Below are 26850 nucleotides of genomic sequence, written 5' to 3'. Positions count from 1 at the left end.
TATTAGCAATTTTCATGCCAATATGAAAACGCTCTCTTTTTGGCATGAACCCCTTCTTAATTTTGCATTTAATTGCATTCAATGCAATATGTTGCACGCAAATAATTGCAAATCATTGATAAATATTAAACCGCTCGACTTTATAATAGAGGGCGCGTAATGAAATACCGAGTTGTTTCGCCGCTTCCGTCTTATTGCCGTCGACTGCCGCAAGTGCCTCACGAATCAGACGTTCTTCGACGTAAGACATTTCGTCTGAAAGATGTTTGATTTCCTTTTTCGGTCGCTCGACTTGTGCTGTCGCAACCGAATCATCGAGTTGTAAATGTCCTTTTCGCAATACCGTTTCCATCTTGTCGGTAAAGATTAAGGCACGTCCGATGACATTCTCGAGCTCACGGACATTTCCTTTCCAGTGCTGCTTGCGAATCTCAACGAGTGCGTCTTCCGAAATCCGGGCAACCGAACGTCCGTAACTTTGATTCAGTTTCCGGAGTAAGTGCATCGCTAGTGGCAATAAGTCATCCGGACGTTCTCGCAACGCTGGTATGTGAATCGGCAGCCGGTTAATTCGGTAATAGAGATCTTCCCGAAATTGACCTGTAATGATTTTCTGTTCAAGGTTTGCGTTCGTCGCTGCGATGATTCGGACATCGACCGGAATCGCGTTCGTCCCACCGACGCGCACGACTTCATTTTCCTGCAAGACACGCAGTAACTTCACTTGTACGTCGAGCGGCAACTCTCCGATTTCGTCAAGGAACAACGATCCACCGTGTGCCTCTTCAAAGTAGCCTCGCTTGCCTCCACGACGTGCACCGGAAAATGCCCCTTCTTCATAACCGAACAGCTCGCTCTCTAACAAACTCGGTGCAATCGCCGCACAATTCACGCGAACGAACTGTTCGTAACGCCGTTCACTAGCGGCATGGATTGCATGGGCGAACAGTTCTTTTCCTGTTCCCGATTCTCCCCGGATCAATACGTTGACCGGCATCGTCGCGGCAAGCTTTGCTTGGTCAACTACAAACCGCATCGCTTCACTGCCACCGATGATGTCGTCAAAAGTATACTTCGCTTCGAGCGTCCGGATTTTTTGCCGTGCTGCCTTTAGTTCTTTTGCTAGCGCCTTCATCTCAGAAATATCACGGATGACACCAACTGATCCACGTACTTGTCCATCCACGACGACGGGCTCAGCGTTGACGATGATATCACGGCGGTCATGCCCAATCTTCATCCGTGCATCGCGCACACTTTCACCTGTCTTCAAGACACGTAAGTGAACCGATTCTTGCATGCCGATGTCGGCACTTGCCGGCTTACCAATCACATCTTGTCCACTGTATCCCGTCATTCGCGTATAAGCCGGATTGATCAACATCGTTTGCCCGTCCTGATCGGCGACTGATATCGCCTCGCTCGTACAATGAATGATTGCTTCAAGCATCCGTTCTTTTTCTGTCAGTCGTTCGAGCAACACGCGTACGAACTCTCCCGGCAAGACGGCTGCTTCCGGAAAGAATTGAATCAATTCCTCAAACACGCCACGTTCCCCTGTCGCGTCGATGATGAAGTCGACGTCTGTCCCGGCAAACGCCGTCCATGATGTTTCAACACGAATCTCTCCCCGCTTCGCCAGTTGAAGACCTGGTGCCTGCGCGTTCGTATCGACGACTCCGATGACCGTCAAGAGTGGTGAACGTTGAAAGGCATGCAGCACTTCCGTTCCCCCTTGTCCGGCACCGACAATCAATAGATGATGCATCGTAATTCCCCCTTTGAAACTGCTTACATCTTTATCGTACAGATATTAAAACAAGAGGGCAAACCCGATTCGCAGTCTCTGTTGATTTTTGATACAATACGCTTGGAAAGGGGTCACTTCTATGCGAATCATCGGGTTGCTTTCATTACTCATTCCAGGCATCATCGGTGCCATCGGAATCAAACTTATGCGGGACAGTGTTTTTTTAATTGCCCAGTTCCCCTTTAAATACCTCGGGGACGCGGCCTATGTATATGTATTGCAGGGTTTTGTTGGTCTCGTGCTAGCGATGGGCGGGATTGGATTTGTCGCGGGGTATGTCTTCTACCGGGACCGAAAACGAGGAAAAGTTTCTGAGCGGTATCAAAAAAAATAAACACAGAAAAAGGTCCCCATCTCTTGAACTCATTTCAAGCGCGGGACCTTTTACTCGTATAAAATTGGATTCACGTACGGATGAACTCCTCTCATAGTAGAACTATTCGTGTACTTCAAAACCATAGGTTGTCCTCTTAATGAAGAGGTTGAAAGAAATCAGATCTGGCTATCGAGCGATCGATAGAATGGTGATACTACTCCATTATCTGACTGTACTTGGACCTAGGTGAAGCTTAATGTCATCCGCTTCGAGCAGTAAAACATTCGGTTGCTAACAATCACTGCTAGACAACACTCCTTTTCACGAACTGTACTTGTATTTCGGACATTTACGTTACCTTCCACTTTCCCCTTGCTTTGAAATCGTGGAAGTCCCTATCATTTCGAAATATCACATCTAGAAATGATACGAAAGGCCTTGATAAAATTTCTATCAAGAGAATGTTGTCCCTCATTCTTGAGCTATTTACAGGTAGCGTCCTGAGATGATATTCGTGGAATGGGTTCTCCGGAAACCGATTCGACTCGACGTTCATCTGACGTCTTTCCAAATGATTTGGTACCTTTATTATAACAAACATTTCAGTTTATGCAATGTTTTTTTAACGAATATTCAAACTATTTAAACATCGCCAGGTAAACCATGTGTAGTGAACCCTTCCAGGCATGCAAAACCACTTTTCTTTACTGTAAAAACCACTCGATTAAACGTCGAGTGGTTCCTTTCACATCGGTTTCATGTAATTCGAGACATACGAGATGAACTCTGAGTTTTTCGGACTCTTTTCTTGCTCGATCCGTCCCTTAAACAGGTCATGATTGTTCATCCCTTCCTTCCATGCCGATTTGATGGCATGACGCATCGCCCGTTCCACACGGGAAGATGTCGTCTGATGGGTGCGGGCAATCGTCGGGTACAATTCTTTTGTGATCAGCCCGAGCAGCTCTTCTCGCTCCAACACGAGCCCTACGGCATCCTTCAAGTACGTAAACCCTTTAATGTGCGGTGCAATCCCGATTTCCCGTAACATCATCCCGACTTTCGAGTCCATCGATTCAGGCTGAATCGTCTGAACCTTATTCGTCACGAGATGAATTTTATTGACGAGCTGTTCCATGCTGAACGGCTTCAATAAGAAGTATGCGGCCCCGAGCGTCACTGCCTGCTGCGAGACTTCATCCTTCCCGAACGCACTCAGCATGATGACAGCCGGATTATTTTTTTGCTTCATCAATTCCTCAAGTACCCCTAATCCATCAAGATGCGGCATGATGATGTCTAACAATAACACGTCGGTTTCGTGGTCCCGTAATTTTTCAAGACAACTCTCACCGTCATATGCAACACATACAACTTCCATATCTTCTTGAGTAGATAGATGTTGGCGAATCAACTCGACCATCTCTCGGTTATCATCTGCGATCCCGACTCTAATCAATCCTTACACCCCATTTTTAAGCGATTCCTTCATGCCCATTGCTTGATCCATCAATTCTTCCGCATGCCGGAGCGTCAAATCCGTCATGTGTGTTCCGGAAATCATCCGTCCGAGTTCATTTCCACGTTCAGATTCCGTCAAGACATTGACTTGTGTCGTCGTCCGGTCCGTCTCCTCGACTTTACGGATGTACAGATGTTGATCAGCCATCGAGGCGACTTGCGGTAAATGTGTAATACAGAGAACTTGTCCATCAATCGATAGGCGGTAAATCTTTTCCGCCATCGCTTGCGCGACACGTCCTGAAACACCTGTATCGACTTCGTCGAAAATAATCGACGCAACGCCGATTGACCGAGAAAAAATTGATTTTAATCCCAACATGATTCGCGATAATTCTCCTCCTGAAGCCACTTTTCCAAGCGCCTTAAACGGTTCTCCCGCATTCGTCATGATATAGAATTCAATTTGGTCAATCCCGCTTTTTCGTAAGGCCGGTGTTTTCCCGTCCTGCATAAACCGAATTTCAAAGCGTGCTTTCTCCATATAGAGTTCCCGCAGTTCTAAATGAATGGCGTCGCTGAGCAATTGTCCCGCTTGGCGTCGCGCTGTCGACAGTTCATGACCGATCTTAAACAGCTCACCTTCAAGCTGTTCGACTTCCGCCTTCAGCTTCTCGATCCGCTCATCCCGATTCGTCATCGTATCGAGTTCAATTCGAATTTTCTCACCATAGGCGATGACTTCCTCAATCGTTGCACCGTATTTCCGCTTCAGCTGTTGGAAAACAGACAACCGCTGCTCGATTTCATCCAGCCGGTTCGAATCGAATTCTAACGTCTCGAGCTGATCCCGAATGGCGTACCCTACTTCTTCAAGACCATAAAAGGCACTTGCGATAGCATCACTTTGACTGGAAAATTGATCATCGATACTCGATGCTTGTTGCAACTCACGCATCGCATCACCAACGGAATCAATCCCACGCATTTCGTCATGCAATGCGTCGTAGGCTGATTTTAGTGAATCATGGAGCTTCTCGAAGTTTGCGAGTCGGTTCCGTTCACCCAACAGCTCATCTTCTTCTCCCTGACGCAAGTTCGCGCTACTGATTTCTTCCGTCTGGAACGATAACAGATCGATCCGTTGTGCCAGCTCTTGTTCACTTTGGGCGAGTGATTGTAATGCCGTCCGTTTTTCCTCATAACTCCCATACCGTGCTTGATACGCATGAAGCAACGGAAAAATCGTTTCATGACCGAAGTCATCGAGAATGGATTGGTGGTACGTATTTTCCATCAAGTGTTGGTGTTCATGCTGTCCATGAAGATCAACGAGAACGCGACCGAATTCACGTAAAATCGTCAGCGTGACAAGTTTATTATTGACCCGACAGACACTCTTACCGGACGCAAACAAGTCTCGTCGTAAAATAATCGAGCCATCTTCGACATCAATGCCGTATTCTTCAGCTAACGTGTACACCATATGTCCATCTTCAATCATGAACAACCCTTCAAGTTCCGCTTTATCTTCACCATACCGGACGAATTCAGCAGACCCCCGTCCGCCGATTAATAGACCAATCGCATCAAGTACGATTGATTTCCCGGCACCTGTTTCCCCAGTCAACACAGTCATCCCTTTTTTGAAATGAATCTGTAGCTGGTCAATGATCGCGAATTGTTTGATCGATAATTCAGCTAACATCTTGTCAACTCCTTAAAGCATCCCTAAAATTCGTTCCGTCACTTCTTTTGCTGTATCTTCACTGCGGGCGATCATCAAAATTGTATCATCTCCACAAACCGTTCCGAGCAACTCGGTCCATCCTAAATGGTCGAGCAGGACACCAATCGCATTGGCATTTCCCGGTAGGACATGCATGACAATCAAATTTTGAGCGGAATCGATTGAAATAAAACTGTCACCAAGTAACCGCCGTAACTTCCCGAGCGGATTAAACCGTTGATCCGCAGGCAAACTATACTTATAACGCCCATCGTTCAACGGTACCTTTACAAGATGAAGTTCCTTGATGTCCCGCGAGACCGTCGCCTGGGTCACTTTATATCCGGCATTCCGAAGTTCTTCGACCAATTCATCCTGGGTCTCGATTTCAGATTGCGTAATGATTTCCCGAATTTTAATCAATCGTTGCCCCTTTGTCATCCCTGCACCTCACTCATTTTCTTCGCTGTTACTATTGTAATCCAATAATTCATGAAAAGTCCACGTTTGCCAATTTTATTATGGGTCTAAAAAGTCAGCGGTTACTCAAATGGCATCATGACCCTCGCACTTGCTAAAGTTACACGTGTTCATCAGACGAAAAAAACGAGAGCGGATATGTAATCCACTCCCGTATATTTTCGTTTGAAACCAACTTTTTAATCAGTCAAATCTTTTTCGTCCCTGCGTTTACAACGCCTCGTGCGCGAGACGTACTGTATCCACCGGATTGACGCTTGCGTCCATACCAGGTGTCGTCAGTTGCGCATGAAGGAGAAACTCGATGTTTCCTTCACCACCTGTAATCGGTGAAAAATCAAGTTGTTTGACGTAGAATCCTTCACGGATGAAGAATTCGACCATTTCTGAGAGGACACGTCCATGAATCCGGTCGTCACGGACGATTCCTTTTTTCCCGACGTCATCCCGCCCTGCTTCAAACTGCGGTTTGACGAGTGCGATGACGTCACCACCTTCAGCTAAAATCGCTTTCAGCGGCGGAATGATCAGGCGCAATGAGATGAAGGAGACATCAATCGTCGCAAAACTTGGCTGCACAGGAAACATATCCGGTGTAGCGTGACGGAAATTCGTTTTTTCCATCGCCGTCACGCGACTGTCTGACCGCAGTTTCCAGTCGAGTTGATTCGATCCGACATCGAGGGCATACATGTGGGCAGCTCCATTTTGGAGAGCACAATCCGTAAAACCTCCTGTCGATGAACCAATATCAAGTCCTGTCCGGTCAGTCACATCAATCGAGAAGACATCCAGTGCCTTTTCCATCTTGAAACCACCACGCCCGACGTATGGCATGACTTGTCCTTTAACGGTCAAGTCGATGTCGGACTTCACTTTTTCTCCCGCCTTCTCCAGGCGTTCCGTCCCACTGAAAACGAGACCTGCCATGATTGTCCGCTTCGCTTTTTCACGCGTTTCACATAAACCACGCTCGACGAGTAAGACGTCGAGGCGGATTTTTTTAACATTTTCCATTAATCGTTACACACTCTGTTTCTTTCCTTGATTGACAAAAGCACGTACTTCTTCTGCGATTTGTCCAGGCAATAATCCGATTTCTTCAAGTAGTTCATTGACGCCCCCGTGTTCGATATACCAATCTGGAATACCGAATCGTTTGACGCGTGGGAAGGCTTCCTGTTCGTTCGCATGTTCGAGAACAGCAGAACCGAATCCACCTTTTAAGACCGCTTCCTCCATTGTGACGAGCGGAATCCCTTCCGCGTAGAGCTCGTTCAACATCTTCTCATCAAGCGGCTTGATCGTCCGAGCATTGATGACGCGGACAGACAGTTCTCCTGCGAGCAGATCCGCAATTTTAAGCGCATCCTGGACTTGTGGTCCGAACGCCATGATGGCGACATCCGTCCCTTCGCGTTCGACGTCCCATGTATCAAGTGAGATTTCATGTAATGTCTCATCCATCGGTACACCGATGCCCTCTCCTCTTGGGAAACGGACAGCAATCGGTCCTTCATGTTTTACTGCGGAGTAGAGTAAATGTTGCAGTTCATTTTCATCTTTCGCCATGACGATCCGGATGTTCGGAACGTGACGCATGAACGCGATATCGAACACACCTTGGTGTGTCTCTCCGTCAGCACCAACAAGTCCTGACCGGTCAATCGTGAAGGTCACATCTAGATTTTGACGAGCAACATCATGGACGAGTTGATCGTAAGCACGTTGGAAGAACGTCGAATAGATGGAAACGACCGGTTTCATGCCTTGTGTCGCTTGCCCTGCAGCAAACGTGACGGCATGCTGTTCAGCGATCCCGACATCAAACATCCGATCCGGGAATTCCTTCTCGAAACAATCCAGTTTTGATCCGACACTCATTGCTGGTGTGATCAACGTCAATTTTTCATCGTCGCGTGCGATTTTTGTCAGCGTATCGGCGACTGTGAAGGAATAACTCGGGGCTTTTGATTTACCTTTGATGACTTCACCCGATTCAATCTTATATGGTCCTAGACCATGCCATGTCCCGATGCCATCATATTCAGCCGGGCGATAGCCCTTGCCTTTTTTCGTGATGACATGAAGCAAAACCGGTCCTTGTTCTTTTTTGACGTAATTCAACTGTTCGATCAAATCCGTCAAGTCATGACCGTCGACCGGTCCATAATAATTGAAACCGAGTTCTTCAAAGAACATGCCAGGGACAAGTGCTCCTTTGAGTGCTTCTTTTATTTTTTCGCCACCTTTTTCAAGGCGACCACCGATGAGTGGAATTTTTTTGATTAGCGTCTCGAGTTCGTCCTGAGCGTACCGTACTTTACGTGACGAACGAATGCGACCTAACATTTGGTGCATCGCACCGACGTTCGGTGCAATCGACATCTCATTGTCGTTCAAGATGACGATGACGTTTTGTTGTTCAGCACCGATATGGTTCAAGGCTTCAAGTGCCATTCCCCCAGTCAATGCACCATCTCCGATGATAGCGATTGCCCGGTCGTCATTGCCTTTCAATTCGTTCGAAACCGCAATTCCCATCGCTGCTGATAACGAAGTTGAGCTATGCCCCGTTTCCCAAACGTCATGGATGCTTTCATTACGTTTTGGGAATCCGCATAATCCCTTATGCTGACGTAACGTATCAAACTGACTGGCACGCCCTGTCAAAATTTTATGCACATAGGCTTGGTGTCCGACATCCCAGACGAACTTATCGTTTGGGCTGTCGAATTCACGATGAAGTGCTAACGTCAATTCGACGACACCAAGGTTTGGTGCTAAGTGACCACCCGTCGTAGCCAATTCTTCAATCAAAAAGCGTCGGATATCGCCCGCGAACACTTCTAGTTCGGAGACCGACATACGCTTTAAAAATGACGGATCCTGTATTTCTGTCAACTTCATACCTTACCGCCTCTTTTCCTTACATTCTTATATCGTTTGTACCCTACATTGTACTAGAACAATCAGATGAACGCCACATTCCTGGCACATAAAAAAGACGACGCCAAGCGTCGTCCCAAGACGGTAGACAAACTGACTGGATATTTTTTAATCGAATGTTTGTATTTACTCTGCCACATGCTCTTCTCAGTGATCACGCTTGACAACGAAGTCTAACAGGTCCTTCAGCGTCGTCGCTTCGACTGATAGTGCTAGAATCGCTTCTTCTGCCGCCTCGACTTGTGCGTCTAACGCTGTCTTCGCACCCTCTAAGCCGAGTAGTTTCGGATACGTCGCTTTATCGTTTCCTTCATCGCTTCCGACCGGTTTCCCAATCTTTTCAGCATCTCCTGTTACATCTAAAATGTCATCTTGGATTTGGAAGGCGATTCCGAGATGACGACCGTAGCGTTTTAAGTGTGCTAAATCAGTCGCACTCGCCCCTGCAAGCAAACCACCCGCTTCGACGGCGAACACCAAGAGTGCCCCTGTCTTGCGCCGGTGGATCGATTCAAGTGCTTCGACGTCATCAATTCCGCCACGCTCTCCCAGCATGTCGTCGAGCTGTCCGCCAACCATCCCCGCTGCGCCGGCAGCCGTTGCGAGACGTCCCAGCAGCTCAACTTTGACATCTGCCGGTGCCTCCGTTTCGAGCAGACATGTAAAAGCATTCGTCAATAATGCATCACCGGCTAAAATCGCTGTCGCTTCGTCAAACTCGATATGGTTCGTCTTCCGTCCGCGGCGCATGTCGTCATCGTCCATTGCAGGCAGATCGTCATGGATCAGCGAATATGTATGAATCATCTCGAGTGCTGCAGCTGTCGCATCCCCTGCCGTCCGGGCCACCCCGTACGCATCAAGAACCGCGTAAATCAGCGCAGGACGGACACGTTTCCCTCCTGCGTCTAACGAATAGCGCATCGAGTCGCGCAACCGTTCTGGTGCATCAAGTCGTTCCATATAGGATGCAAGCGCACGCTCCACTTGTGTTTTCCATTCCATCAAGGCAATCATTGTGCTCCCCCTTTTTCACGTAACGTGCCGTCTTGCTCCAAGATCAAATCAAGTTTTTTCTCCGCTGTCGACAATTTCCCTTGGCAAAGGGCCGTCAGCTTGACACCTTCTTCATACAGCGTCATCGCTTGCTCTAACGGGGCTTCACCCTCTTCAAGCAATTCGACGATTTCTTCTAACCGTTCTAACGCCGCTTCAAATGATTGTTCCGTTTCCATCTCATTCATCCTCTCGTTTAGCTAGGATACTTCCGTCGTGAAACTGAACCCGAAAGGCATCATCCGTCATATGTTTGACTGACCGGACGACCTCTCCATTTTGCTCGACATACGTATACCCCCGCAACAGGACACGCGTCGGACTGACCGAGTCAAGGCGCGCCACCATCTGATGTAGTCGTTCATGTTTCGTCTTTATGAACGGACGAATCCGCTCTAACTGTTTCCGCATCCGGACGACTTCACGGGATTGATCTTGAAGCCGTTCCCGGACCGGAATCCGTGCGAGACGGTTTGACAGGTTGGCAACGTCTTGTTGTTTCGTCAAAATAAGTTGTTTCCCGATCCGGTTCAACTGCATATCCGCCCGGTCGAGGCGTTCTTGTTTTAGTCCAAGCAAGACACGTGGTGATTTTAAACCATAACTCATTGCGAGCCGCGTCACTTGTTCCCGCCGATTTTTGACATAAGTGTCATAGTTACGCAGCAGTCGGCGACTCAGCTCATTAATTCGTTTTTCGAGATCCGCTGCTTCCGGGGTCACGAGTTCCGCCGCTGCAGTTGGTGTCGCTGCCCGGACATCGGCAACGAAGTCACTGATCGTAAAATCCGTCTCATGCCCGACAGCAGAAACAATCGGAATCGTCGACTCATAAATTGCCGTAACGACATTCATTTCGTTAAACGCCCACAGTTCTTCGATTGAACCGCCCCCCCGCCCGATGATTAAGACATCACACGCGTCACGCGCGTTCATCTGCTCAATCGCACGAGCGATTTGCGGTGATGCCTCTTTTCCTTGGACGAGCACAGGTGCAAAGACGATTGCCGCTTGCGGATAACGCCGTCTGAGCGTCGTCGCGATATCATGAAGTGCGGCACCTTTTGGTGACGTAATGATTCCAACGCGTTGCGGAAACGCCGGCAGTGCTTTTTTTAATCCTGAATCGAACCAGCCACGAGCTTCGAGTTGTTCTTTTAACTGCACAAATGCTTCATACAGGGCACCAACCCCGTCTTCCGTCATCCGTTCGACGTAAAGTTGCATCTCGCCGGAAGCGAGGTAAACGGATAACCGTGCCGTCATGACGACACGCATCCCGTCCTTGATTGGCGATTTCAGCCGACTTGCGTCCCGTGCAAACATGACTGCCTTCATCCGTGACTGGTCATCCTTCAACGTAAAATAAAGGTGACCGGAAGAGTGTCGTTTAAAGTTCGACACTTCCCCCACCACCTGCACTTGCTGTAACAGCGAATCACTTTCAAGTTCACGTTTCACATACCCGACGAGCTCGGAAACTTGAAGCGGATCATTCATCGTGCTGCCTCAATTGTATTATGGAGCAACATCGTGATCGTCATCGGACCGACGCCGCCAGGAACGGGCGTGATCATTGAAGCGACTTCTTTGACCGAATCAAATTCAACGTCCCCGACAAGTTTCCCATCGACACGGTTGACGCCGACATCGATGACAACAGCATCCGGCTTGACCATATCTGCCGTAATCAATTTTGGGACACCGACAGCGACGATTAAAATATCCGCTTGACGCGTCATCTCAGCAAGGTTTTCCGTCTTCGAGTGACAGTAGCTGACCGTTGCGGATTCATTTAAAAATAACATGCCGACTGGTTTACCGACGATTTGACTCCGGCCGACGACAACGACGTGACTGCCTTGGATTGGAACATTCATTTCTTTGACGAGGTGCAGAATACCATTTGGGGTACACGGTAAGAAGGTTGGTTCACCAATCATCATTTTCCCGACCGAGACCGGATGGAATCCATCGACGTCTTTATCTGGTGAAATGGCGAAGATGACTTTACTCTCATCGATTTGTTTCGGTAATGGGAGTTGGACAAGAATCCCGTGCACACTCGCGTCCGCGTTCAATCGTTCAATCAAGTGAAGTAACTCGGATTCCGACGTTTCTTCCGGAAGACGAATCAAATCAGACTCCATCCCAATCTCTTGTGCCGCTTTTTCTTTACCGCGGACATACGACTGACTTGCAGGATCTTCCCCAATCAAAATGACGGTTAACTTGGGTTGAATACGTTGTTCTTTCAAACGTGCGACTTCTTCTTTCAGCTTCAAACGATACGATTTTGCGATTTCTTTCCCATCGATTACTACTGCCATGATTTGTCCACTCCCCCAAAATAATTCATTTCACTCTGCACCTTAAGACAAGGTTATCTCTGTTTACTTATGAATTTTCTTTGACTGCTTGTTGTGCGACTTTACCAAGCACACCATTAACGATTTTCGTCGCTTCTTCGTCTGCGAACGCTTTTGTCAATTCGATTGCTTCGTTGATCGTAACGCGGACCGGAATTTTTGGTTCAAACATCAATTCATAAACGGCCAGGCGAAGAATCGTCCGCTCGATGTTTCCGAGACGTTCGAACGACCAGTTGACGAGTGCCGCCCGTAAGTGTTGATCGATTTCTTCTTTGTTCGTCTCTACACCAACTACTAATTGTTCTACAAACGTATCATATTCTTTACCTTCTACTGCGAATTCAATGGCCTCTTGTGCAGACAAGTCAGAAAGTTCCATTTGGAACAAAGATTGTACTGCGAGTTCGCGTGCCATGTGTCGTTTCATCATGATTTCACGTGCTCCTTTTTTTGTCGTTCTCAATCAATTAGTTTAGCACAATCCCCTTTCAAAAAACATAGTGAACGCCAAAAAGACGGGAGTAAAATCCATCGACTCCCGTCCTCGTTCATTTTACGATTGCCTCTTTTAACTCACGTTCTGCAAACTTCGTCGTGAAGGTCCCCCGACGAAATACAGGGTGTTGTAATACTTTCTGATGGAACGGAATCGTCGTCTTGACGCCTTCGATCCAAAATTCAGCCAAAGCCCGTTCCATTTTTGCACAGGCTTCTTCCCGCGTTTCCGCATGGACGATCAACTTCGCGACCATCGAGTCGTAATAAGGCGGAATCATGTACCCTGGGTAGACGGCACTGTCGATTCGAATACCCATCCCACCAGGTGCGACATATTGTGTGACGCGCCCTGCGTGCGGACGGAAATCATGGTCCGGATCTTCCGCATTAATTCGACATTCAATCGAATGACCACGGAATTCGATATCTTTTTGTTGGACCGCTAACGGATGATCAAGCGCAACCTGCAACTGGGCTTGCACGAGGTCAAACCCTGTAATCATTTCTGTCACGGGATGCTCCACTTGAATCCGGGTATTCATTTCCATGAAGAAAAACTCTTCCGTCTCTTCGACGAAAATAAATTCAATCGTCCCGGCACCCGTATAATTGATGGCTTTTGCCGCTTTGACCGCCGCTTCCCCCATCTTCAGACGTGTCGCTTGACTGACAGCCGGTGACGGTGCTTCTTCAATCAACTTTTGCATACGGCGCTGGACGGTACAATCGCGTTCTCCGAGGTGGATGACGTTTCCATGTCGGTCAGCAAGAACTTGGACTTCGACATGACGGAATTCTTCGATGAAACGTTCCAAATAAACATCGCTGTTGCCAAATGCTTGTTTTGCTTCGCGACGCGTTTCTTCCAGTCCATCAATCAGTTCCTGTTTCGTCCGGGCGACACGAATTCCGCGTCCACCGCCGCCTGCCGTTGCCTTAATGATGACCGGATAACCGATTTCTTCAGCAAGACCAATCGCTTCTTGATCCGTGACCGTCCCGTCAGAGCCTGGAACGACCGGTACATCACAAGCAATCATCGTTTTCTTCGCGACGTCCTTGATTCCCATCTGCCGGATTGCTTCAGACGTCGGACCAACGAATTTAATGCCGCACGCTTCGCACATTTCGGCAAAATCAACGTTTTCGGCCAGGAACCCATATCCCGGGTGAATCATCGTAACGTTACGATTCGTCGCAACTGCCAGGATATTCGTCACATTCAGATAAGAAGACGTTGAACTAACATCGCCGATGCAATATGCTTCGTCCGCCATCCGGACATGAAGTGCCTCCCGGTCTGCAGTCGAATAGACCGCGACCGTTTTAATCCCGAGTTCCTTCGCTGCCCGAATGATTCGAACCGCAATCTCCCCACGGTTTGCAATTAATAGTTTTTCCATTCTGATCACCCCGCTTATGGACGAACCCGGAAGAGTGGTTGACCAAATTCGACAAGGTCTCCATCTGCGACGAGAATCTCGACGACAGTTCCGGCGATTTCCGAGTTTAAATTATTGAATAATTTCATCGCTTCTAGGATACAAACGACTTGACCGACTTCAATTTGGTCGCCTACTTTAACGAATGCAGGTTTTTCAGGATTTGCGCGTGAATAGAATGTCCCGACCATCAACGCATTGATCGTGACTGTATCCGTCGTATCTTCGACTACTTCCGGTGTCGCTGCAGGAGCCGACTCGATGGCTTTTTGCGCGACAGGTGCGACAGCAACAGGTTCGTGATGAGACACGGTGACGCCGTCCCCTTGCTTTTTAAGTTTTAATTTATACGTGTCCGTTTCTAAAGAAAGTTCATTGACGCTTGATTGATCAAGCATTTCCAAGACTTGTTTCAACTGATCGATTTTCATCTTCTTTCCATCCCCCATCTATACATTCATCCATAATATTATACCAGGTGCTAATGGCTACTCAAATATTAAGTTTAACTGGTCATACCAGAGGATGCAAGTGTCGTCGAATGAAAAAAGCGCCCCTTGACTCGAAAACGAGTATGAAGGGGCGCCGACGTATTTGAATTACCCGTTGTAGCGTCCTGTAAAATCACCGGTCCGCGTATCAACTGTTACTTTTTCTCCTGCTTCGATAAAGAGTGGGACGTGAATGATGTGTCCCGTTTCGACCGTCGCATTTTTCTTGACGTTCGAAGCCGTATCGCCTTTGACACCTGGCTCTGCTTCAACGATCGTCATGACAATCGTGTTCGGAAGTTCGAGTCCGAGGATTTCACCATTGTAGACTGCGATTTGAACTTCCATGTTCTCAAGGAGGTACGGAAGTGCTGCTTCGACTTGTTCTGTCGTCAATTCCATTTGTTCATATGATTCTGTATCCATGAAGACATATGTCTCACCCATTGGATAGAGGTATTGCATCTTGTTGCGTTCGATGTGGGCCCGCTCGACACGTTCGCCACCACGGAATGTCATCTCTTGGATGTTTCCGTTACGGATGTTACGCATTTTCGTACGGACGAATGCCGCACCCTTACCTGGTTTTACGTGTTGGAATTCAAGGACTTGCCAAATCATTCCGTCTGAAGTTTTAATCGTTAAGCCTGTTTTTAGATCGTTTACTGATACCATAATTGTTCCTCCTAAATGTTCATCTTACTTAAAGTGTAATGAGTTCTTTTGGTGAAGACGAAAGAATTTCGCGTCCTGATTCGGTGATCAAGACATCATCCTCGATCCGGCATCCACCGACTTGCGGAACATAAATGCCTGGTTCGACCGTTACGATCATACCGGGTTCAAGTTTCGTTTCCGAACGGAACGAAAGTCCTGGTCCTTCGTGTACCTCAAGACCGATTCCGTGTCCTGTCGAGTGACCGAAGTATTCGCCGTATCCCGCTTCTTTAATGATGTCCCGTGTGAGCGCATCGGCTTCGATTCCCGTAATGCCCGGACGGAGCCCATCGACTCCAGCCAATTGCGCTTGCAAGACCGTGTCATAAATTTTTTGTAGTTCTGAGTTGATTGGTCCTACGGCGACTGTTCGCGTGATATCCGAGACATACCCGTTCAACAGCGCACCAAAATCAAGCGTAACGAGTTCTCCTGTCTCGATGACTTTCTGACTCGCGACACCATGCGGTAACGCTGAACGGTATCCAGAAGCGACGATCGTATCGAATGACGATGATGTTGCCCCATGTTTACGCATGAAGAATTCAAGCTCGTTCGAAACTTCAAGTTCTGTTCTTCCCGGCTGAATGTACGTCAAGATGTGGTCAAAGGTCGCGTCCGCTAGTTTTACCGCTTCCTTAACCATCTTAATCTCTGATGAATCCTTAATCAAGCGTAGGTTTTCGACGATTCCTGTCGTCGGAATCAGTTCAATTGCTGATGCCTCGTCATACGCTTCGAACGAACCGAGTGTCATCGCATCTTTTTCAACGCCGACAGCACGCACGCGGGCACCCGCAATCAGTTCACCCATCGTCGCCGGGATTGACCGGTCAATCTGAACGATTTCCATCCCTTTGACCTGGTCCGCAGCTTGTTCCGTATAGCGGAAATCCGTCACGAAGTAGGCATGTTCGGCCGTAACGAGACATGCACCGCTCGATCCAGTAAACCCTGAAATATAGCGGATGTTTTCCGCTTTCGTCACGAGAAGTCCTGGTAAATCACGTTCTTTTAAGGCAGATTGTAATGCTTCAATACGATGTTGCATGTCTGTTTCCCCCTTTTGAATTATGTAGCTTTCGAATCGAGTAATGCTTCGACGGCTAATACATATCCCGTCATGCCAAGTCCACTAATGACGCCACGACAGACCGGTGCGATGAGTGAGCGATGTCGAAATTCTTCGCGCGCGTGAACGTTCGATAAATGAACTTCAATCGTCGGTACCTCGATTGCCGCAATTGCGTCACGCAAAGCGATGCTCGTATGCGTGTAAGCAGCAGCATTCAACACGACCCCGTCATACGCGCGTGCCGCATGGAGACAATCAAGCATGACGCCTTCATGATTCGATTGTTCGAATCTAAACTCGATTTCAGGAAATCGACCGACAATCAACGTTTCTAAATCCGTTAACGTCTTTGAACCATACGTATCCGGTTCACGTGTTCCAAGTAAATTGAGATTCGGTCCATTTAAAACCAATATCCGCACACCATCACCTCCATATCGTCTTTCCTATTGTATCATAAGACGTTTTCCGCCTCCTAAAGATTGCCCCCTCTGTAAAGCAGTCAACCGTAGTTTTTTCATAGAAAATCAAGTAAACTGACGATACACGATATTTTAATTCAGATGGGATGCGTTCATATATGAAAACCGCTAAAGCGCCGATCGGTGGACAAGCCATCGTCGAAGGCGTCATGTTCCAAAATGCGACACATGCCGTGTCTGCGATCCGCCGCAATGATCAGACAATTGAGACATTCGAACAAGAAAAGCCATTACGTCCCCGCATTGCAGTCGGTAAACGGATTCCACTCCTGCGCGGTCTGTTCGCCTTAATCGAATCGTCTGCGAACGGAGCGAGCCATATGAACTTCGCGAGCGACCGTTATGGCGTCAATCCGGGTGAGGAAGAGCCGGAAGAAGCGAACCAAGGGCAACTGACAAAATGGCTCGGCGTCGCGTTAATTGGTGTCCTGTCGTTTTTCTTTGGTAAGTTATTATTTACGCTCCTACCTGCATTCTTAGCTTCCCTGTTTAGTTCAGTTCCAGCTTTATCTGGTCACTTCATTCAAAACGTCATTGAAGCATTAATTAAGCTGACATTGTTGTTCGGATACTTGTATTTGATTTCCTTGACCCCGCTCGTCAAACGGTTGTTCCAATATCACGGGGCAGAACACAAAGTCATCAATTGCGCCGAAGCCGGTCATCCACTAACCGTCGAAAATGTCAGACGCAGCAGCCGGCTGCATTACCGCTGTGGGTCGAGTTTCTTGATCTTCACCGTCATCGTCGGGTTTTTCGTTTATTTAATCGTCCCAACGGATCCATTATGGGTGCGACTCGTCTTCCGGATCGCCTTGCTCCCAGTCGTCATCGGTCTGTCTTTTGAAGTTTTGCAATTAACAAATAAAGCGCAAAACATTAAGGGATTACGCGTGATTGCGTTGCCTGGCCTATGGTTACAGTACTTGACGACAAAGGAACCGGACGATTCACAGATTGAGGTTGCGATTTATGCGTTTGAAGCACTCGAAAAACAGGAACATAACCTACATGAGAATGCACTGGGTTAATCGATAACAGGGGTGATAATATGATTAGACAACGAATCGGCTCTACATTTGCACTTGTCGTGTTACTGTTTGCTTTCGTCGGCTTTGGATATAAGCTTGCTAATGATCCGGGTAGTCTGTTTTCACAATTACTGTTTGTAGCAGTCGTGGCGGGAATAATCTTTTTGATCTTTAAGTTCATGACGCGTAATAGCGGTGCCGGAAGCGGTGCGAATTCACAGTACCGAAAATCAGTCGCGCAATCAAAAAAATTGCACGGGAAACGTGATCAAGGCGCGCGCCGGACTGACTTCAAGAAAAAAACAATCAAAAATGCTACGAAAACATCGTCTTCGAATAAAGTACGCCCAATTCGCGACCGGTCGAAAGGACCTAACTTGACCGTCATCGAAGGAAAAAAAGGGAAAAAGAAAAAACGTGCCTTTTAATCAAAAAGCGAGCAAATGGCTAAAAAACGCCACTCCCTCGCCTACTACCGTCAGCGACTCTTGTCCGCTGGCGGTTTTTTAGTCTGTCTCGACCCAGCCGATGTACGGCAAGTTGCGGTATTCTTCTGCACAATCAATCCCGTAACCGACGACGAAATAATCCGGAATCTCGAATCCGACATAATCTGCTGTCAATTCCACTTCACGACGGGCCGGTTTATCAAGCAACGTACATATCTTTAAGACACCCGGCTTATGCAGCTTCATATGTTCACATAAGAAACTCAGCGTATGTCCCGTGTCGATGATATCCTCGACAACGACAACGTATTTCCCTTCGACATCTAAATCCAAATCTTTTTTCAATTGCACGCGCCCGGAAGAGACCGTTTTGGCACCATACGACGAGCAGGCGACGGTATCGATTTGGACACTCCCTTTAATCGCGCGCATCAAGTCGGCCGCAAAAACCATCGATCCTTTCAATACGACAACCAAGACAATCTGGCGCCCCGCAGCATCCCGTTCAATCTCGACTGCTAACTCCGTAACTTTTTTAGACAACTCAGTTTCTGAAACCAATTTTTCTTTGATGACGATTTCCATCGTATCCGGGTGAAATACCACCCGTCACCCCCTTTAGTCTTTTTCATCGTCAGTATAGCATATTCGAGCTTATAGACGGACTTTTCTCTTATAAAAGTATAAATCGTTCGTCTTTAACAGGTTTTTAATGTAAAAAACAAGCCCACTCAGTCTTCCGGGTGCGCTTGTTGGTAGTTATGCAATTCTTCTTTTAGCGTGGGACGTTCGTCAAAAAATTGAATCATTCCATTGATTTTATCGAGGGCTTCGATACTTAAATGATGCTCGATTCCTTCGACATCTTTATAAATCAAGGATTCCTCAACGCCGACGAGGCGCAAGAAGTCTTCTAAGAGCGCATGTCGCTCGACGAGGCGCTTTCCGATTTTCTTGCCTTTCGCAGTCAGCATGAGGCCGCGATACTTTTCATAAACGAGATATTCTTCACGATCTAATTTTTGGACCATCTTTGTTACGGACGAGGGGTGGACCCCTAGTAATTCTGCAATATCCGACACACGGGCATATCCTTTTTCTTCAATCAAAATATAGATTTGCTCTAAATAGTCTTCCATACTCGGAGTTGGCACGACATCACCTTCCAATCCTTCTCTTTAACGTTTCCAGTTCCATTCATCACTACGGTATTTCTCGGCGAGCTGTTCAATCTCCTGCCATTGTTGCTGTGTAAATTCTAGGGGGGCGAATTCTAGTTGAAGTGCGTCCTCAAAACCACGCATAAAGGCAACCCGTACTTCGTCAAACGACACGTGACGTCCCGCAAGCTCATTTAACGCAACCGCTTTTCCTGCAAAACGTGCTTTCATCCGTTGGCGCGTCGTTTCATCGTCATACAGGAAACAATCAAATAACTCTCCTTCATCGACCGATAAAGGAACTGAACCATGTTGCAGGACAACACCTTGATGGCGGACTTGAGCGCTACCCGCGACCTTTCGTTTCCCGACAGCCAGCTCATAGTACGATGCGGCATCAAAACAAACGGCCGACTTCGGTTTTCGTAACTCTTCTTTTTCTTCTTCCGTCATCGGCACTGAAAATTCAACTGGAATGCCAAGATGGTGATATCCTTTACGGATACCTTCCGTCAACATCCGGTAACTTTCAATGACGGTTCGCGGTAAGCCTTCCGTCGCCTCTTTTATGACGACGCTATATGTGAGCTCATCTGCATGTAAAACCGCCCGACCACCTGTCATCCGTCGAACGATCGGGATTCCAAGTTCTTCAATCCGCTTTCGATCAATATCACGTGTCGCCCGTTGGAAGTGGCCAACACTTAATCCCCGGGGCTCCCATGAATAAAAACGGAGAGTCGGTGCAATTTCTCCCCGTCCGACAAATCCGATCAAAGCTTCATCAATTGCCATGTTCAGTGCTGGTTCTAATGCTTCAGTTGTCAATACGTGCCATTTCTTTATCAAGCGAACACCCCCAAAACGTTTCCGTATTAGTGTATCAGACCCTTTCTATCCTGCGCAACGACGAGTCGATTGCCGAAATCGATTTCGTTTACTATAATAGTAGGGATGTTATATGAACGAAGGGGTTGGAAGTTGAATATGGAAACAGGTACAATCATTACGATCGTTTTATGGGTTGCCTTGGTCGCTTATGTCGTCTGGCGTTTCATGCCCGTCAAAGGAATCACGAAACTGACGCAAGAAGAGTTCCGGGCAAATTACCGTAAAGCACAAATTGTCGATGTTCGGGAAACACAAGAATTTAAAGGGGGTCACATTGTCGGCGCCCGCAACATTCCGGTGAGTCAGATGAAAATGCGTTCGAAAGAACTTCGGAAAGATATGCCGATTTACTTGTACTGCCAAGGCAGCATGCGTTCTTCGCAAGCAGCTAAAGTCTTGAAAAAAGCAGGCTATACGAACTTGTACCAACTTAAAGGCGGATTCAAACAATGGACCGGAAAAGTCAAACGTAGCTAATTCACCGATTTTAGCGTAAAAACACCCTTCCTTCGCTTTAAGCGGAGGAAGGGTGTTTCTTGCATCCAGGGCGAAATGGTGTATTCCCGCCTCTCGTGAGTAAGGAAATGCAATCAAGCCTCTTTTCAGTAACCGTTATGCATGCACTTCTTGTTTCGGTTGGTAACGCAACACTGGTTTACGTGCTGCCAATGTTTCGTCCATCCGCTTGACGACTGTCGTATGCGGTGCATTCAAAACGACATCTGGCGTTTCTTCGACTTCACGCGCGATTTGGAGCATCGCATCACAGAACGCATCAAGTGTTTCTTTTGATTCCGTTTCCGTCGGCTCAATCATGATGCACTCTTCGACATTCAACGGGAAATAAATTGTCGGTGGATGGTAACCAAAATCAAGCAGTCGTTTTGCGATATCGAGCGTCCGGACACCAAGTGCTTTTTGGCGACGACCGGATAAGACGAATTCATGTTTACAATAGACGTCATACGGTGCGTCATAGGCGCCTTTGAGGCGTGCCAACATATAGTTTGCGTTTAAGACCGCTTCTTTCGAGACACGGGCGAGACCTTCTCCACCCATCGTCCGAATGTAGCTGTAGGCCCGGACATTAATCCCGAAGTTACCATAGAACGGTTTAACACGCCCGATCGAGTCTTTCCGATCGTAATCCAAGATGAATCCTTCCTCCGTTTTCGCGACGATCGGTTTTGGTAAATACGGAATCAAATCTTGTTTCACGCCGACTGGACCCGAACCAGGACCACCCCCACCGTGAGGACCGGTAAACGTCTTGTGGAGGTTCAAGTGAACGACATCGAAGCCCATATCGCCGGGACGTGCAATCCCCATGATGGCATTTGAGTTTGCTCCATCGTAATACAATTTCCCACCTGCTTCATGGACTGCTTTGGCGATTTCGACGATATCCGATTCAAACAATCCGAGCGTGTTTGGGTTCGTCAGCATTAAAGCCGCTGTGTCGTCTCCTACTTTGCTCTTTAAATCTTCTAAGTCAACAAGACCCCGTTCGTCTGACAAGACCGTCACGGTATCAAATCCTGCAACAGACGCCGATGCCGGGTTCGTGCCGTGCGCTGAGTCTGGAACAAGTACTTTTGTCCGCTTGAAGTCTCCCCGTGCCTGATGGTAGGCCTTGATTAACATCAATCCCGTCCATTCTCCGTGTGCTCCTGCTGCCGGTTGGAGCGTCACTTCATCCATCCCTGTGATGACTGCTAATTTTTCCTGTAAATCATACATCAAACCAAGCGCCCCTTGAATGCTCTCAACCGGCTGGAGCGGGTGAATGTGTGCGAATCCAGGAAGTCGCGCCATATCCTCATTGATTTTAGGGTTGTATTTCATCGTGCACGAACCGAGTGGATAGAATCCGGAATCCACCCCATGGTTCCGGTTCGAAAGTGCCGTATAGTGTCGTACGAGATCCAGTTCCGAAACTTCCGGTAACGCGACATCTTCTGTTCGTATAAAAGAAGACGGCAACATGTCTTCGATTGCTGCTTCTTCGACCGTCGCGAGTGGTAACGCATATGCGACACGGCCGGGTTTTGAGATTTCAAAAATCAATGTTTGTTCACTTGATTTATGCATGAGTTAATCCCCCTAACGCTGACACGAATTGATCGAGCTCTTCTTTCGTCCGTAATTCTGTTGCACAGACAAGCATTTCACGATTGCGGTTCGCATCGTATGTGCCAAGTGGAAGGCCACCGATGATTCCCGCTTTTAACAGTTGACGACTCGCCTCTTCCGCATCGATTGGTAATTCGACGACGAATTCATTAAAGCTCGGTCCATCATCGACGATGCGGAAGCCGGCTGCTTTCAATGATTTTTTCAAGGCATGTGCCGTTTGTAAGTTGCGGACCGCTAAATCACGAATCCCCTGTTTCCCGAACGCGCTCATCGCAATCGATGCCGCCAATGCGTTCAATGCTTGGTTCGAACAAATATTCGACGTCGCTTTATCACGACGGATATGCTGTTCTCGGGCTTGGAGCGTCAAGACGAAACCGCGTTTGCCGTCCTCATCCACCGTCTGACCGACGAGGCGTCCTGGAATTTTACGCATCAAAGCTTTTGTCGTCGTGAAGTAGCCACACGTCGGTCCACCAAAGCTTTGGGGAATCCCGAACGGCTGACAATCACCAATCGTAATGTCCGCACCGAGTTTCCCAGGTGCTTCAAGCAATCCGAGGGCAAGCGGATTCGCTGAAACGATGAATAGCCCACCCTTCGCATGGGTTGCATCGGCTAGTGCTTGTAAGTCTTCGACGCGTCCATAAAAGTTCGGATACTGAACGATGACACACGCGACATCGTCGATCGCATCCAGTTGCTCGATTGCCGTCTCCCCGTCCCGCAATGCGAGTGTCTCGACATTCAGACCCGGTCCTTTCGCATACGTCCGAACGACGTCATGTGATTCCGGATGCACCCCATCCGACAATACGATCGTCTTTTTCTTTTTATGGGCACAGGCAAGCATCGCTGCTTCCGCTAGTGCTGTAATTCCGTCATACATCGACGAGTTTGCGACATCCATACCCGTCAATTCACAAATCATCGTCTGAAACTCAAAAATCGCTTGTAATTCCCCTTGTGAGATTTCAGGTTGATATGGTGTATACGCCGTATAAAACTCTGAGCGCAACAACATATGGTTGACGACAGCCGGTGCGTAGTGATCGTAAATGCCTGCACCGAGGAACGATGGATATTGCTTCGTGTTCATGTTTTGGTCGGCAAGCTTCGAGAGTGTCCGAATCAAGTCTGTTTCCGGGAGCGGAATCCCGACTTCTTTTAACGTCCCTTTGTCGCGGACGGAAGCCGGAATATCTGCTAACAAGTCTTCAATCGAGTTCGCACCAATCGTCTGTAACATCTCTTTTTCATCTTCTTGCGTCATCGGTAAATAACGAAAATCCATCTATAAGTCCCCCTTAGTTGGCTCGACGGTAAAACGGTGTATTCACACGTTTTGCGGCTAATTTCTTCCCACGTACTTCCACTTCGAACTGTTCCTCTGTCGCATATTCTGCCGGTACGAGTGCTAACGCAATCGCTTTTCCAATCGTTGGCGGCAATGTTCCTGTCGTCACGAATCCGATGACCTCTCCGTTCAGCAAAACGGGTGCATCTTGACGGACAATCCCTTTGTCGACAAGTTCGAGTCCAATCAAACGACGTGGTGCGCCTTGTTCTTTTTGTTGTGCGAGCACGCCTGACCCGACGAATTCTTTTGCTTGCGGTTTGACGGCAAATCCCATCCCCGCCTCGATCGGTGAAATCGTTGCCGACAGTTCATGCCCGTAAAGTGGCAAACAGGCTTCAAACCGTAATGTATCACGTGCCCCGAGACCACACGGGACGACACCTACTTCAAGTAATGCTTTAAAGACTTGTACCGCATCCGCAGCTGGCATATATAACTCGAAACCATCTTCTCCTGTATAACCACTACGCGAAATCAACATATCGACACCCGCAACTTTTCCATGTACAAACCGGAAAAATTTAATGTCGCTTAACGCGAGCTCCGTCAATGTCGACAGGACTTCTTCTGCTTTAGGACCCTGGACAGCAATCTGTCCGTATGCATCCGATTGATTTTCAAGCACAGCATCCTCAGTCAAGTAAGACCGGAGATGCGCCTCATCTTTTTCGATGTTCGAAGCATTGACGACTAACAGATACTCTGTCTCGGCAAGCCGGTAAACGAGCAAATCATCAACCGTTCCACCATCTTCTTGGCATAAGACATTGTATTGCGCTTGCCCGATCGCGATTTTCGAGATATCATTCGACATCGTCTTTTGTAGAAAAGTAAGTGCTCCAGGACCTGACACAAACAATTCTCCCATGTGAGAGACATCAAACATCCCGACTTGTTCCCGTACTGCGATATGTTCTTCCTTGATTGATGAAAACAGAACCGGCATTTCAAACCCTGCAAAATCGACCATTTTCCCCATTGGCGCGATTGTCTCGAACAATGGCGTTCTTTTCAATGTCGTCTGACTCATACATATCCCCCTATTTACGAACATTTTATATCCCTTTTCTCTTTATCGTTCAACTTTCATTTACATTCTAACAACTTAAAACGTTTTTTTCTAGGTTTATTCGGAAATTGAACAAAGATAAAGGAGAGAAAGGACAAAGTCCCTTCTCTCCTATTGTTTCACATTCACACGATGAAAGCCATTTCAAAATTGCTTAATGCCGGCTGTCCGTTGAACTTCTTTTGTCAGGCGTTGTCCTTCAGTAACCAATAGACGTGCGCCTTGTTCGACACGCTTCCCTTCATCGACCAACTGATTGACATTCCCTTTGATTTGATCGATCCGATTCGTCGTATGGTCGACACCCATTTGTAACGTTTGTTGACGAATCTTAAACCGTTCCACCAATTGTTTCACAAGTTGTACATCATGCGAAATCTTCTTTTTGTATAACCAAAATCCGTAAGCGACTAAGCCGAGGATTGCAACTACGATGATACCAATAATAATCCAAATCATGACTTCTCCTCCAATATCCGTTCGATTTCTGCTGTTAACTCGTGGATTGATTTCGTTCCATCTAAGCGATAGTCCGCACTGGCCGCATAAATCGGTCGTCTTCGTGTATAAAGTGCTTTCACCGACTGATATGTGCCGACTAAGGGGCGATTCCGATCCGATTCGATCCGTTGCCAAATCGACTTAAACGGTGTATCAATCCAGATGACTGTCCCGGTCTCTTTCATCCACGTTCGATTGTCTACCCGTTCGACGATCCCACCGCCCGTGATGACGACACGGGCTTGGCTATTTCTTAACAATTCGCTTTCCTGTGCACGAAATCCTTCCTCGCCTTGCTCAGCAAAAAAATCAGCAATCGATTGCCCACGTTCTTGAACGAATCGTTCATCCAGTTCATCGACCACATAACGTTCACTTAACTTCCGACCAATCACTGTTTTACCAGTTCCCATAAACCCAATCACATAAACCTTATCCATCTGAAACGACCGCCTCGATTCCTTGTCCGTTATCTAGTACCGCCTTCATTTTAAAGCCTTTGTCGGTCCGTGTACAAGTAACGGTTCCGATTGGGTATCGGAGCGTCTCATCTGTCTGACAATCTTTTGTTGCAGCGCGTACGAGCGATTCCAGTTGTAACCCTTCTTGTTCAAGCTTTAACTGTTTGACGGATTCATCCAACTGTAGACACCCGACTAAGACCAAGGCGCTGATTCCAATCAGAATCAACAATGTCTGAATCAATATGAAGCCGGTTTCTTGCACGTAAAAGTCCGTACCCGTTGGTTGAGTTCGATCGTGACTTGTGCCCCTTCCGCTTTGATCCTGTAGTCTGATACGTCGCTCGCATACGTCAGTTCTCCGCCAAACTCTTTTTTCAGGCGGATTTGATTTTGAACGCGGACGAGTTTCCACTTGATCGGCTCCTCTCCAGGGTCGACATCCTTTCCCCGTAGCTCTTCTCCGACCACACTACACTCGATACTCCGCCACATCAGCCGCTCGACCGTATGAAAAAATAATTGCTCTTCCATTCGTTCTATTTGATTGGCGTTAGTGACGAGTTGCGTCATCGTCAACAGTCCGAGTAATAAGAGTGGACTCAGCCAAAGGACCAGTGAAATTTCGAGGAGCGTCGTTCCGGATTCTGCTCGCAAGACACACCGTTTCAAGACACCACGCTCCTTCCTTCACTTGATAGCCGGATGAATCCCCTATCGTTTGTTTTGACGCCATCTCGTCAAGACGATGTGTCTCGACGAGTAACGCTGTTTTTTGTTTTTGAACAGTCAGGTAAGGATCGATTGCCAACACTAAAAATAAACTGATCGCAACGAGTGATGCCATCACTTCGAGCAGGGTAAACCCTCGTTCACTGACTCGAATCTCGGTCGTTTGGTGTTGCTTCACCCTT

31 protein-coding genes are annotated in these 26850 nt (G+C 47.6%); 4 read left to right on the top strand and 27 right to left on the bottom strand.

What is annotated here, in order from left to right; genetic code table 11:
- Positions 1-112 precede the first annotated feature (112 nt).
- Positions 113-1768: a sigma 54-interacting transcriptional regulator gene (locus KNQ04_RS05000; protein ID WP_214847766.1), complete on the bottom strand. Its 1656-nt coding sequence runs from the start codon at positions 1766-1768 to the stop codon at positions 113-115.
- 121 nt (positions 1769-1889) lie between these two features.
- On the opposite strand from KNQ04_RS05000, the gene KNQ04_RS04995 reads away from it, so the two are divergent.
- Entirely contained in the window at positions 1890-2144 is a 255-nt protein-coding gene (locus KNQ04_RS04995; RefSeq protein WP_214847765.1) for a DUF2627 family protein, read from the top strand.
- A gap of 727 nt (positions 2145-2871) precedes the next feature.
- Here KNQ04_RS04995 and spo0A read toward each other — a convergent pair.
- The 15 genes from spo0A to aroQ all read right to left on the bottom strand — a co-directional run bounded on the left by spo0A (position 2872) and on the right by aroQ (position 16818).
- Positions 2872-3585 carry a sporulation transcription factor Spo0A gene (gene spo0A / locus KNQ04_RS04990; RefSeq protein WP_214847764.1) on the bottom strand — a complete coding sequence of 238 codons (714 nt, stop codon included), beginning with the start codon at positions 3583-3585 and terminating at the stop codon, positions 2872-2874.
- Between the two features lie 3 nt (positions 3586-3588).
- Positions 3589-5295: a DNA repair protein RecN gene (gene recN, locus KNQ04_RS04985; RefSeq protein ID WP_214847762.1), complete on the bottom strand. Its 1707-nt coding sequence runs from the start codon at positions 5293-5295 to the stop codon at positions 3589-3591.
- A 12-nt stretch (positions 5296-5307) separates the two neighbouring features.
- Positions 5308-5757 (bottom strand): transcriptional regulator AhrC/ArgR, encoded by a 450-nt coding sequence (gene ahrC, locus KNQ04_RS04980; protein ID WP_214847759.1) that lies wholly within the window; start codon positions 5755-5757, stop codon positions 5308-5310.
- A gap of 249 nt (positions 5758-6006) precedes the next feature.
- Positions 6007-6813: a TlyA family RNA methyltransferase gene (locus KNQ04_RS04975; RefSeq protein ID WP_214847758.1), complete on the bottom strand. Its 807-nt coding sequence runs from the start codon at positions 6811-6813 to the stop codon at positions 6007-6009.
- Between the two features lie 6 nt (positions 6814-6819).
- On the bottom strand, positions 6820-8706 hold the full coding sequence (dxs, locus tag KNQ04_RS04970; RefSeq protein WP_214847757.1) for a 1-deoxy-D-xylulose-5-phosphate synthase: 1887 nt from the start codon (positions 8704-8706) through the stop codon (positions 6820-6822).
- Between the two features lie 186 nt (positions 8707-8892).
- Positions 8893-9762 (bottom strand): polyprenyl synthetase family protein, encoded by an 870-nt coding sequence (locus KNQ04_RS04965; RefSeq protein ID WP_214847756.1) that lies wholly within the window; start codon positions 9760-9762, stop codon positions 8893-8895.
- Complete coding sequence (locus KNQ04_RS04960) at positions 9759-9980, bottom strand: exodeoxyribonuclease VII small subunit (RefSeq protein ID WP_214847755.1); 222 nt, start codon at positions 9978-9980, stop codon at positions 9759-9761. The genes KNQ04_RS04965 and KNQ04_RS04960 overlap by 4 nt, the downstream gene beginning before the upstream one ends.
- A gap of 1 nt (position 9981) precedes the next feature.
- Positions 9982-11301, bottom strand: coding sequence for an exodeoxyribonuclease VII large subunit (xseA, locus tag KNQ04_RS04955; protein WP_214847754.1), 1320 nt, complete (start codon positions 11299-11301; stop codon positions 9982-9984).
- Entirely contained in the window at positions 11298-12131 is an 834-nt protein-coding gene (gene folD / locus KNQ04_RS04950; protein ID WP_214847753.1) for a bifunctional methylenetetrahydrofolate dehydrogenase/methenyltetrahydrofolate cyclohydrolase FolD, read from the bottom strand. The genes xseA and folD overlap by 4 nt, the downstream gene beginning before the upstream one ends.
- Positions 12132-12198: 67 nt before the next feature.
- Positions 12199-12600 carry a transcription antitermination factor NusB gene (nusB, locus tag KNQ04_RS04945; protein WP_251136911.1) on the bottom strand — a complete coding sequence of 134 codons (402 nt, stop codon included), beginning with the start codon at positions 12598-12600 and terminating at the stop codon, positions 12199-12201.
- 121 nt (positions 12601-12721) lie between these two features.
- Positions 12722-14074 carry an acetyl-CoA carboxylase biotin carboxylase subunit gene (gene accC, locus KNQ04_RS04940; RefSeq protein WP_214847751.1) on the bottom strand — a complete coding sequence of 451 codons (1353 nt, stop codon included), beginning with the start codon at positions 14072-14074 and terminating at the stop codon, positions 12722-12724.
- A gap of 14 nt (positions 14075-14088) precedes the next feature.
- Positions 14089-14544, bottom strand: coding sequence for an acetyl-CoA carboxylase biotin carboxyl carrier protein (gene accB / locus KNQ04_RS04935; protein WP_214847749.1), 456 nt, complete (start codon positions 14542-14544; stop codon positions 14089-14091).
- Positions 14545-14712: 168 nt separating this feature from the next.
- The gene (efp, locus tag KNQ04_RS04930; RefSeq protein ID WP_214847747.1) at positions 14713-15279 is read right to left on the bottom strand and encodes an elongation factor P; all 567 of its coding nucleotides are present in this window, start codon (positions 15277-15279) and stop codon (positions 14713-14715) included.
- Positions 15280-15307: 28 nt separating this feature from the next.
- On the bottom strand, positions 15308-16372 hold the full coding sequence (locus KNQ04_RS04925; RefSeq protein WP_214847745.1) for a M24 family metallopeptidase: 1065 nt from the start codon (positions 16370-16372) through the stop codon (positions 15308-15310).
- A gap of 20 nt (positions 16373-16392) precedes the next feature.
- Complete coding sequence (gene aroQ / locus KNQ04_RS04920; protein WP_214847743.1) at positions 16393-16818, bottom strand: type II 3-dehydroquinate dehydratase; 426 nt, start codon at positions 16816-16818, stop codon at positions 16393-16395.
- Positions 16819-16976: 158 nt separating this feature from the next.
- On the opposite strand from aroQ, the gene KNQ04_RS04915 reads away from it, so the two are divergent.
- Together KNQ04_RS04915 and KNQ04_RS04910 are read left to right on the top strand one after the other, a co-directional pair.
- Positions 16977-17909 carry a DUF1385 domain-containing protein gene (locus KNQ04_RS04915; RefSeq protein WP_214847741.1) on the top strand — a complete coding sequence of 311 codons (933 nt, stop codon included), beginning with the start codon at positions 16977-16979 and terminating at the stop codon, positions 17907-17909.
- Positions 17910-17929: 20 nt separating this feature from the next.
- Positions 17930-18337: an SA1362 family protein gene (locus KNQ04_RS04910; protein ID WP_214847739.1), complete on the top strand. Its 408-nt coding sequence runs from the start codon at positions 17930-17932 to the stop codon at positions 18335-18337.
- Positions 18338-18415: 78 nt separating this feature from the next.
- Here the strand turns inward: KNQ04_RS04910 and hpt are convergent, their stop codons facing one another.
- The 3 genes from hpt to KNQ04_RS04895 all read right to left on the bottom strand — a co-directional run bounded on the left by hpt (position 18416) and on the right by KNQ04_RS04895 (position 20367).
- Positions 18416-18943 carry a hypoxanthine phosphoribosyltransferase gene (hpt, locus tag KNQ04_RS04905; RefSeq protein ID WP_214848066.1) on the bottom strand — a complete coding sequence of 176 codons (528 nt, stop codon included), beginning with the start codon at positions 18941-18943 and terminating at the stop codon, positions 18416-18418.
- A 146-nt stretch (positions 18944-19089) separates the two neighbouring features.
- Complete coding sequence (gene mntR / locus KNQ04_RS04900) at positions 19090-19512, bottom strand: transcriptional regulator MntR (RefSeq protein WP_214847738.1); 423 nt, start codon at positions 19510-19512, stop codon at positions 19090-19092.
- Positions 19513-19536: 24 nt separating this feature from the next.
- Positions 19537-20367, bottom strand: a complete 831-nt coding sequence (locus KNQ04_RS04895; protein WP_214847737.1) for a lipoate--protein ligase family protein — start codon at positions 20365-20367, stop codon at positions 19537-19539.
- A gap of 138 nt (positions 20368-20505) precedes the next feature.
- On the opposite strand from KNQ04_RS04895, the gene KNQ04_RS04890 reads away from it, so the two are divergent.
- A complete protein-coding gene (locus KNQ04_RS04890; protein ID WP_214847736.1) occupies positions 20506-20886 on the top strand; it encodes a rhodanese-like domain-containing protein in 381 nt (126 codons plus the stop codon).
- Positions 20887-21021: 135 nt separating this feature from the next.
- Here KNQ04_RS04890 and gcvPB read toward each other — a convergent pair whose 3' ends face one another.
- From gcvPB to KNQ04_RS04850, 8 genes are all read right to left on the bottom strand, one after another.
- Complete coding sequence (gene gcvPB / locus KNQ04_RS04885; RefSeq protein ID WP_214847735.1) at positions 21022-22500, bottom strand: aminomethyl-transferring glycine dehydrogenase subunit GcvPB; 1479 nt, start codon at positions 22498-22500, stop codon at positions 21022-21024.
- A complete protein-coding gene (gcvPA, locus tag KNQ04_RS04880) occupies positions 22493-23839 on the bottom strand; it encodes an aminomethyl-transferring glycine dehydrogenase subunit GcvPA (RefSeq protein WP_214847734.1) in 1347 nt (448 codons plus the stop codon). The genes gcvPB and gcvPA overlap by 8 nt, the downstream gene beginning before the upstream one ends.
- A gap of 13 nt (positions 23840-23852) precedes the next feature.
- A complete protein-coding gene (gene gcvT, locus KNQ04_RS04875) occupies positions 23853-24935 on the bottom strand; it encodes a glycine cleavage system aminomethyltransferase GcvT (RefSeq protein WP_214847733.1) in 1083 nt (360 codons plus the stop codon).
- 183 nt (positions 24936-25118) lie between these two features.
- The gene (locus tag KNQ04_RS04870; protein ID WP_214847732.1) at positions 25119-25433 is read right to left on the bottom strand and encodes a hypothetical protein; all 315 of its coding nucleotides are present in this window, start codon (positions 25431-25433) and stop codon (positions 25119-25121) included.
- A complete protein-coding gene (locus tag KNQ04_RS04865; RefSeq protein WP_214847730.1) occupies positions 25430-25915 on the bottom strand; it encodes a shikimate kinase in 486 nt (161 codons plus the stop codon). Before KNQ04_RS04865 ends, KNQ04_RS04870 begins: the two co-directional genes overlap by 4 nt.
- Positions 25908-26180 carry a hypothetical protein gene (locus tag KNQ04_RS04860; RefSeq protein WP_251136887.1) on the bottom strand — a complete coding sequence of 91 codons (273 nt, stop codon included), beginning with the start codon at positions 26178-26180 and terminating at the stop codon, positions 25908-25910. Before KNQ04_RS04860 ends, KNQ04_RS04865 begins: the two co-directional genes overlap by 8 nt.
- The gene (locus KNQ04_RS04855; protein ID WP_251136886.1) at positions 26177-26608 is read right to left on the bottom strand and encodes a hypothetical protein; all 432 of its coding nucleotides are present in this window, start codon (positions 26606-26608) and stop codon (positions 26177-26179) included. The genes KNQ04_RS04860 and KNQ04_RS04855 overlap by 4 nt, the downstream gene beginning before the upstream one ends.
- Positions 26490-26846 (bottom strand): prepilin-type N-terminal cleavage/methylation domain-containing protein, encoded by a 357-nt coding sequence (locus tag KNQ04_RS04850; protein ID WP_353049710.1) that lies wholly within the window; start codon positions 26844-26846, stop codon positions 26490-26492. Before KNQ04_RS04850 ends, KNQ04_RS04855 begins: the two co-directional genes overlap by 119 nt.
- Positions 26847-26850 lie beyond the last annotated feature (4 nt).

This window comes from Exiguobacterium sp. s193 (assembly GCF_018618755.1).
Taxonomy (GTDB): Bacteria; Bacillota; Bacilli; order Exiguobacteriales; family Exiguobacteriaceae; genus Exiguobacterium_A.
Note: the sequence above shows the minus strand (reverse complement) of the source record. Positions and strands in the feature narration are given on the sequence as shown.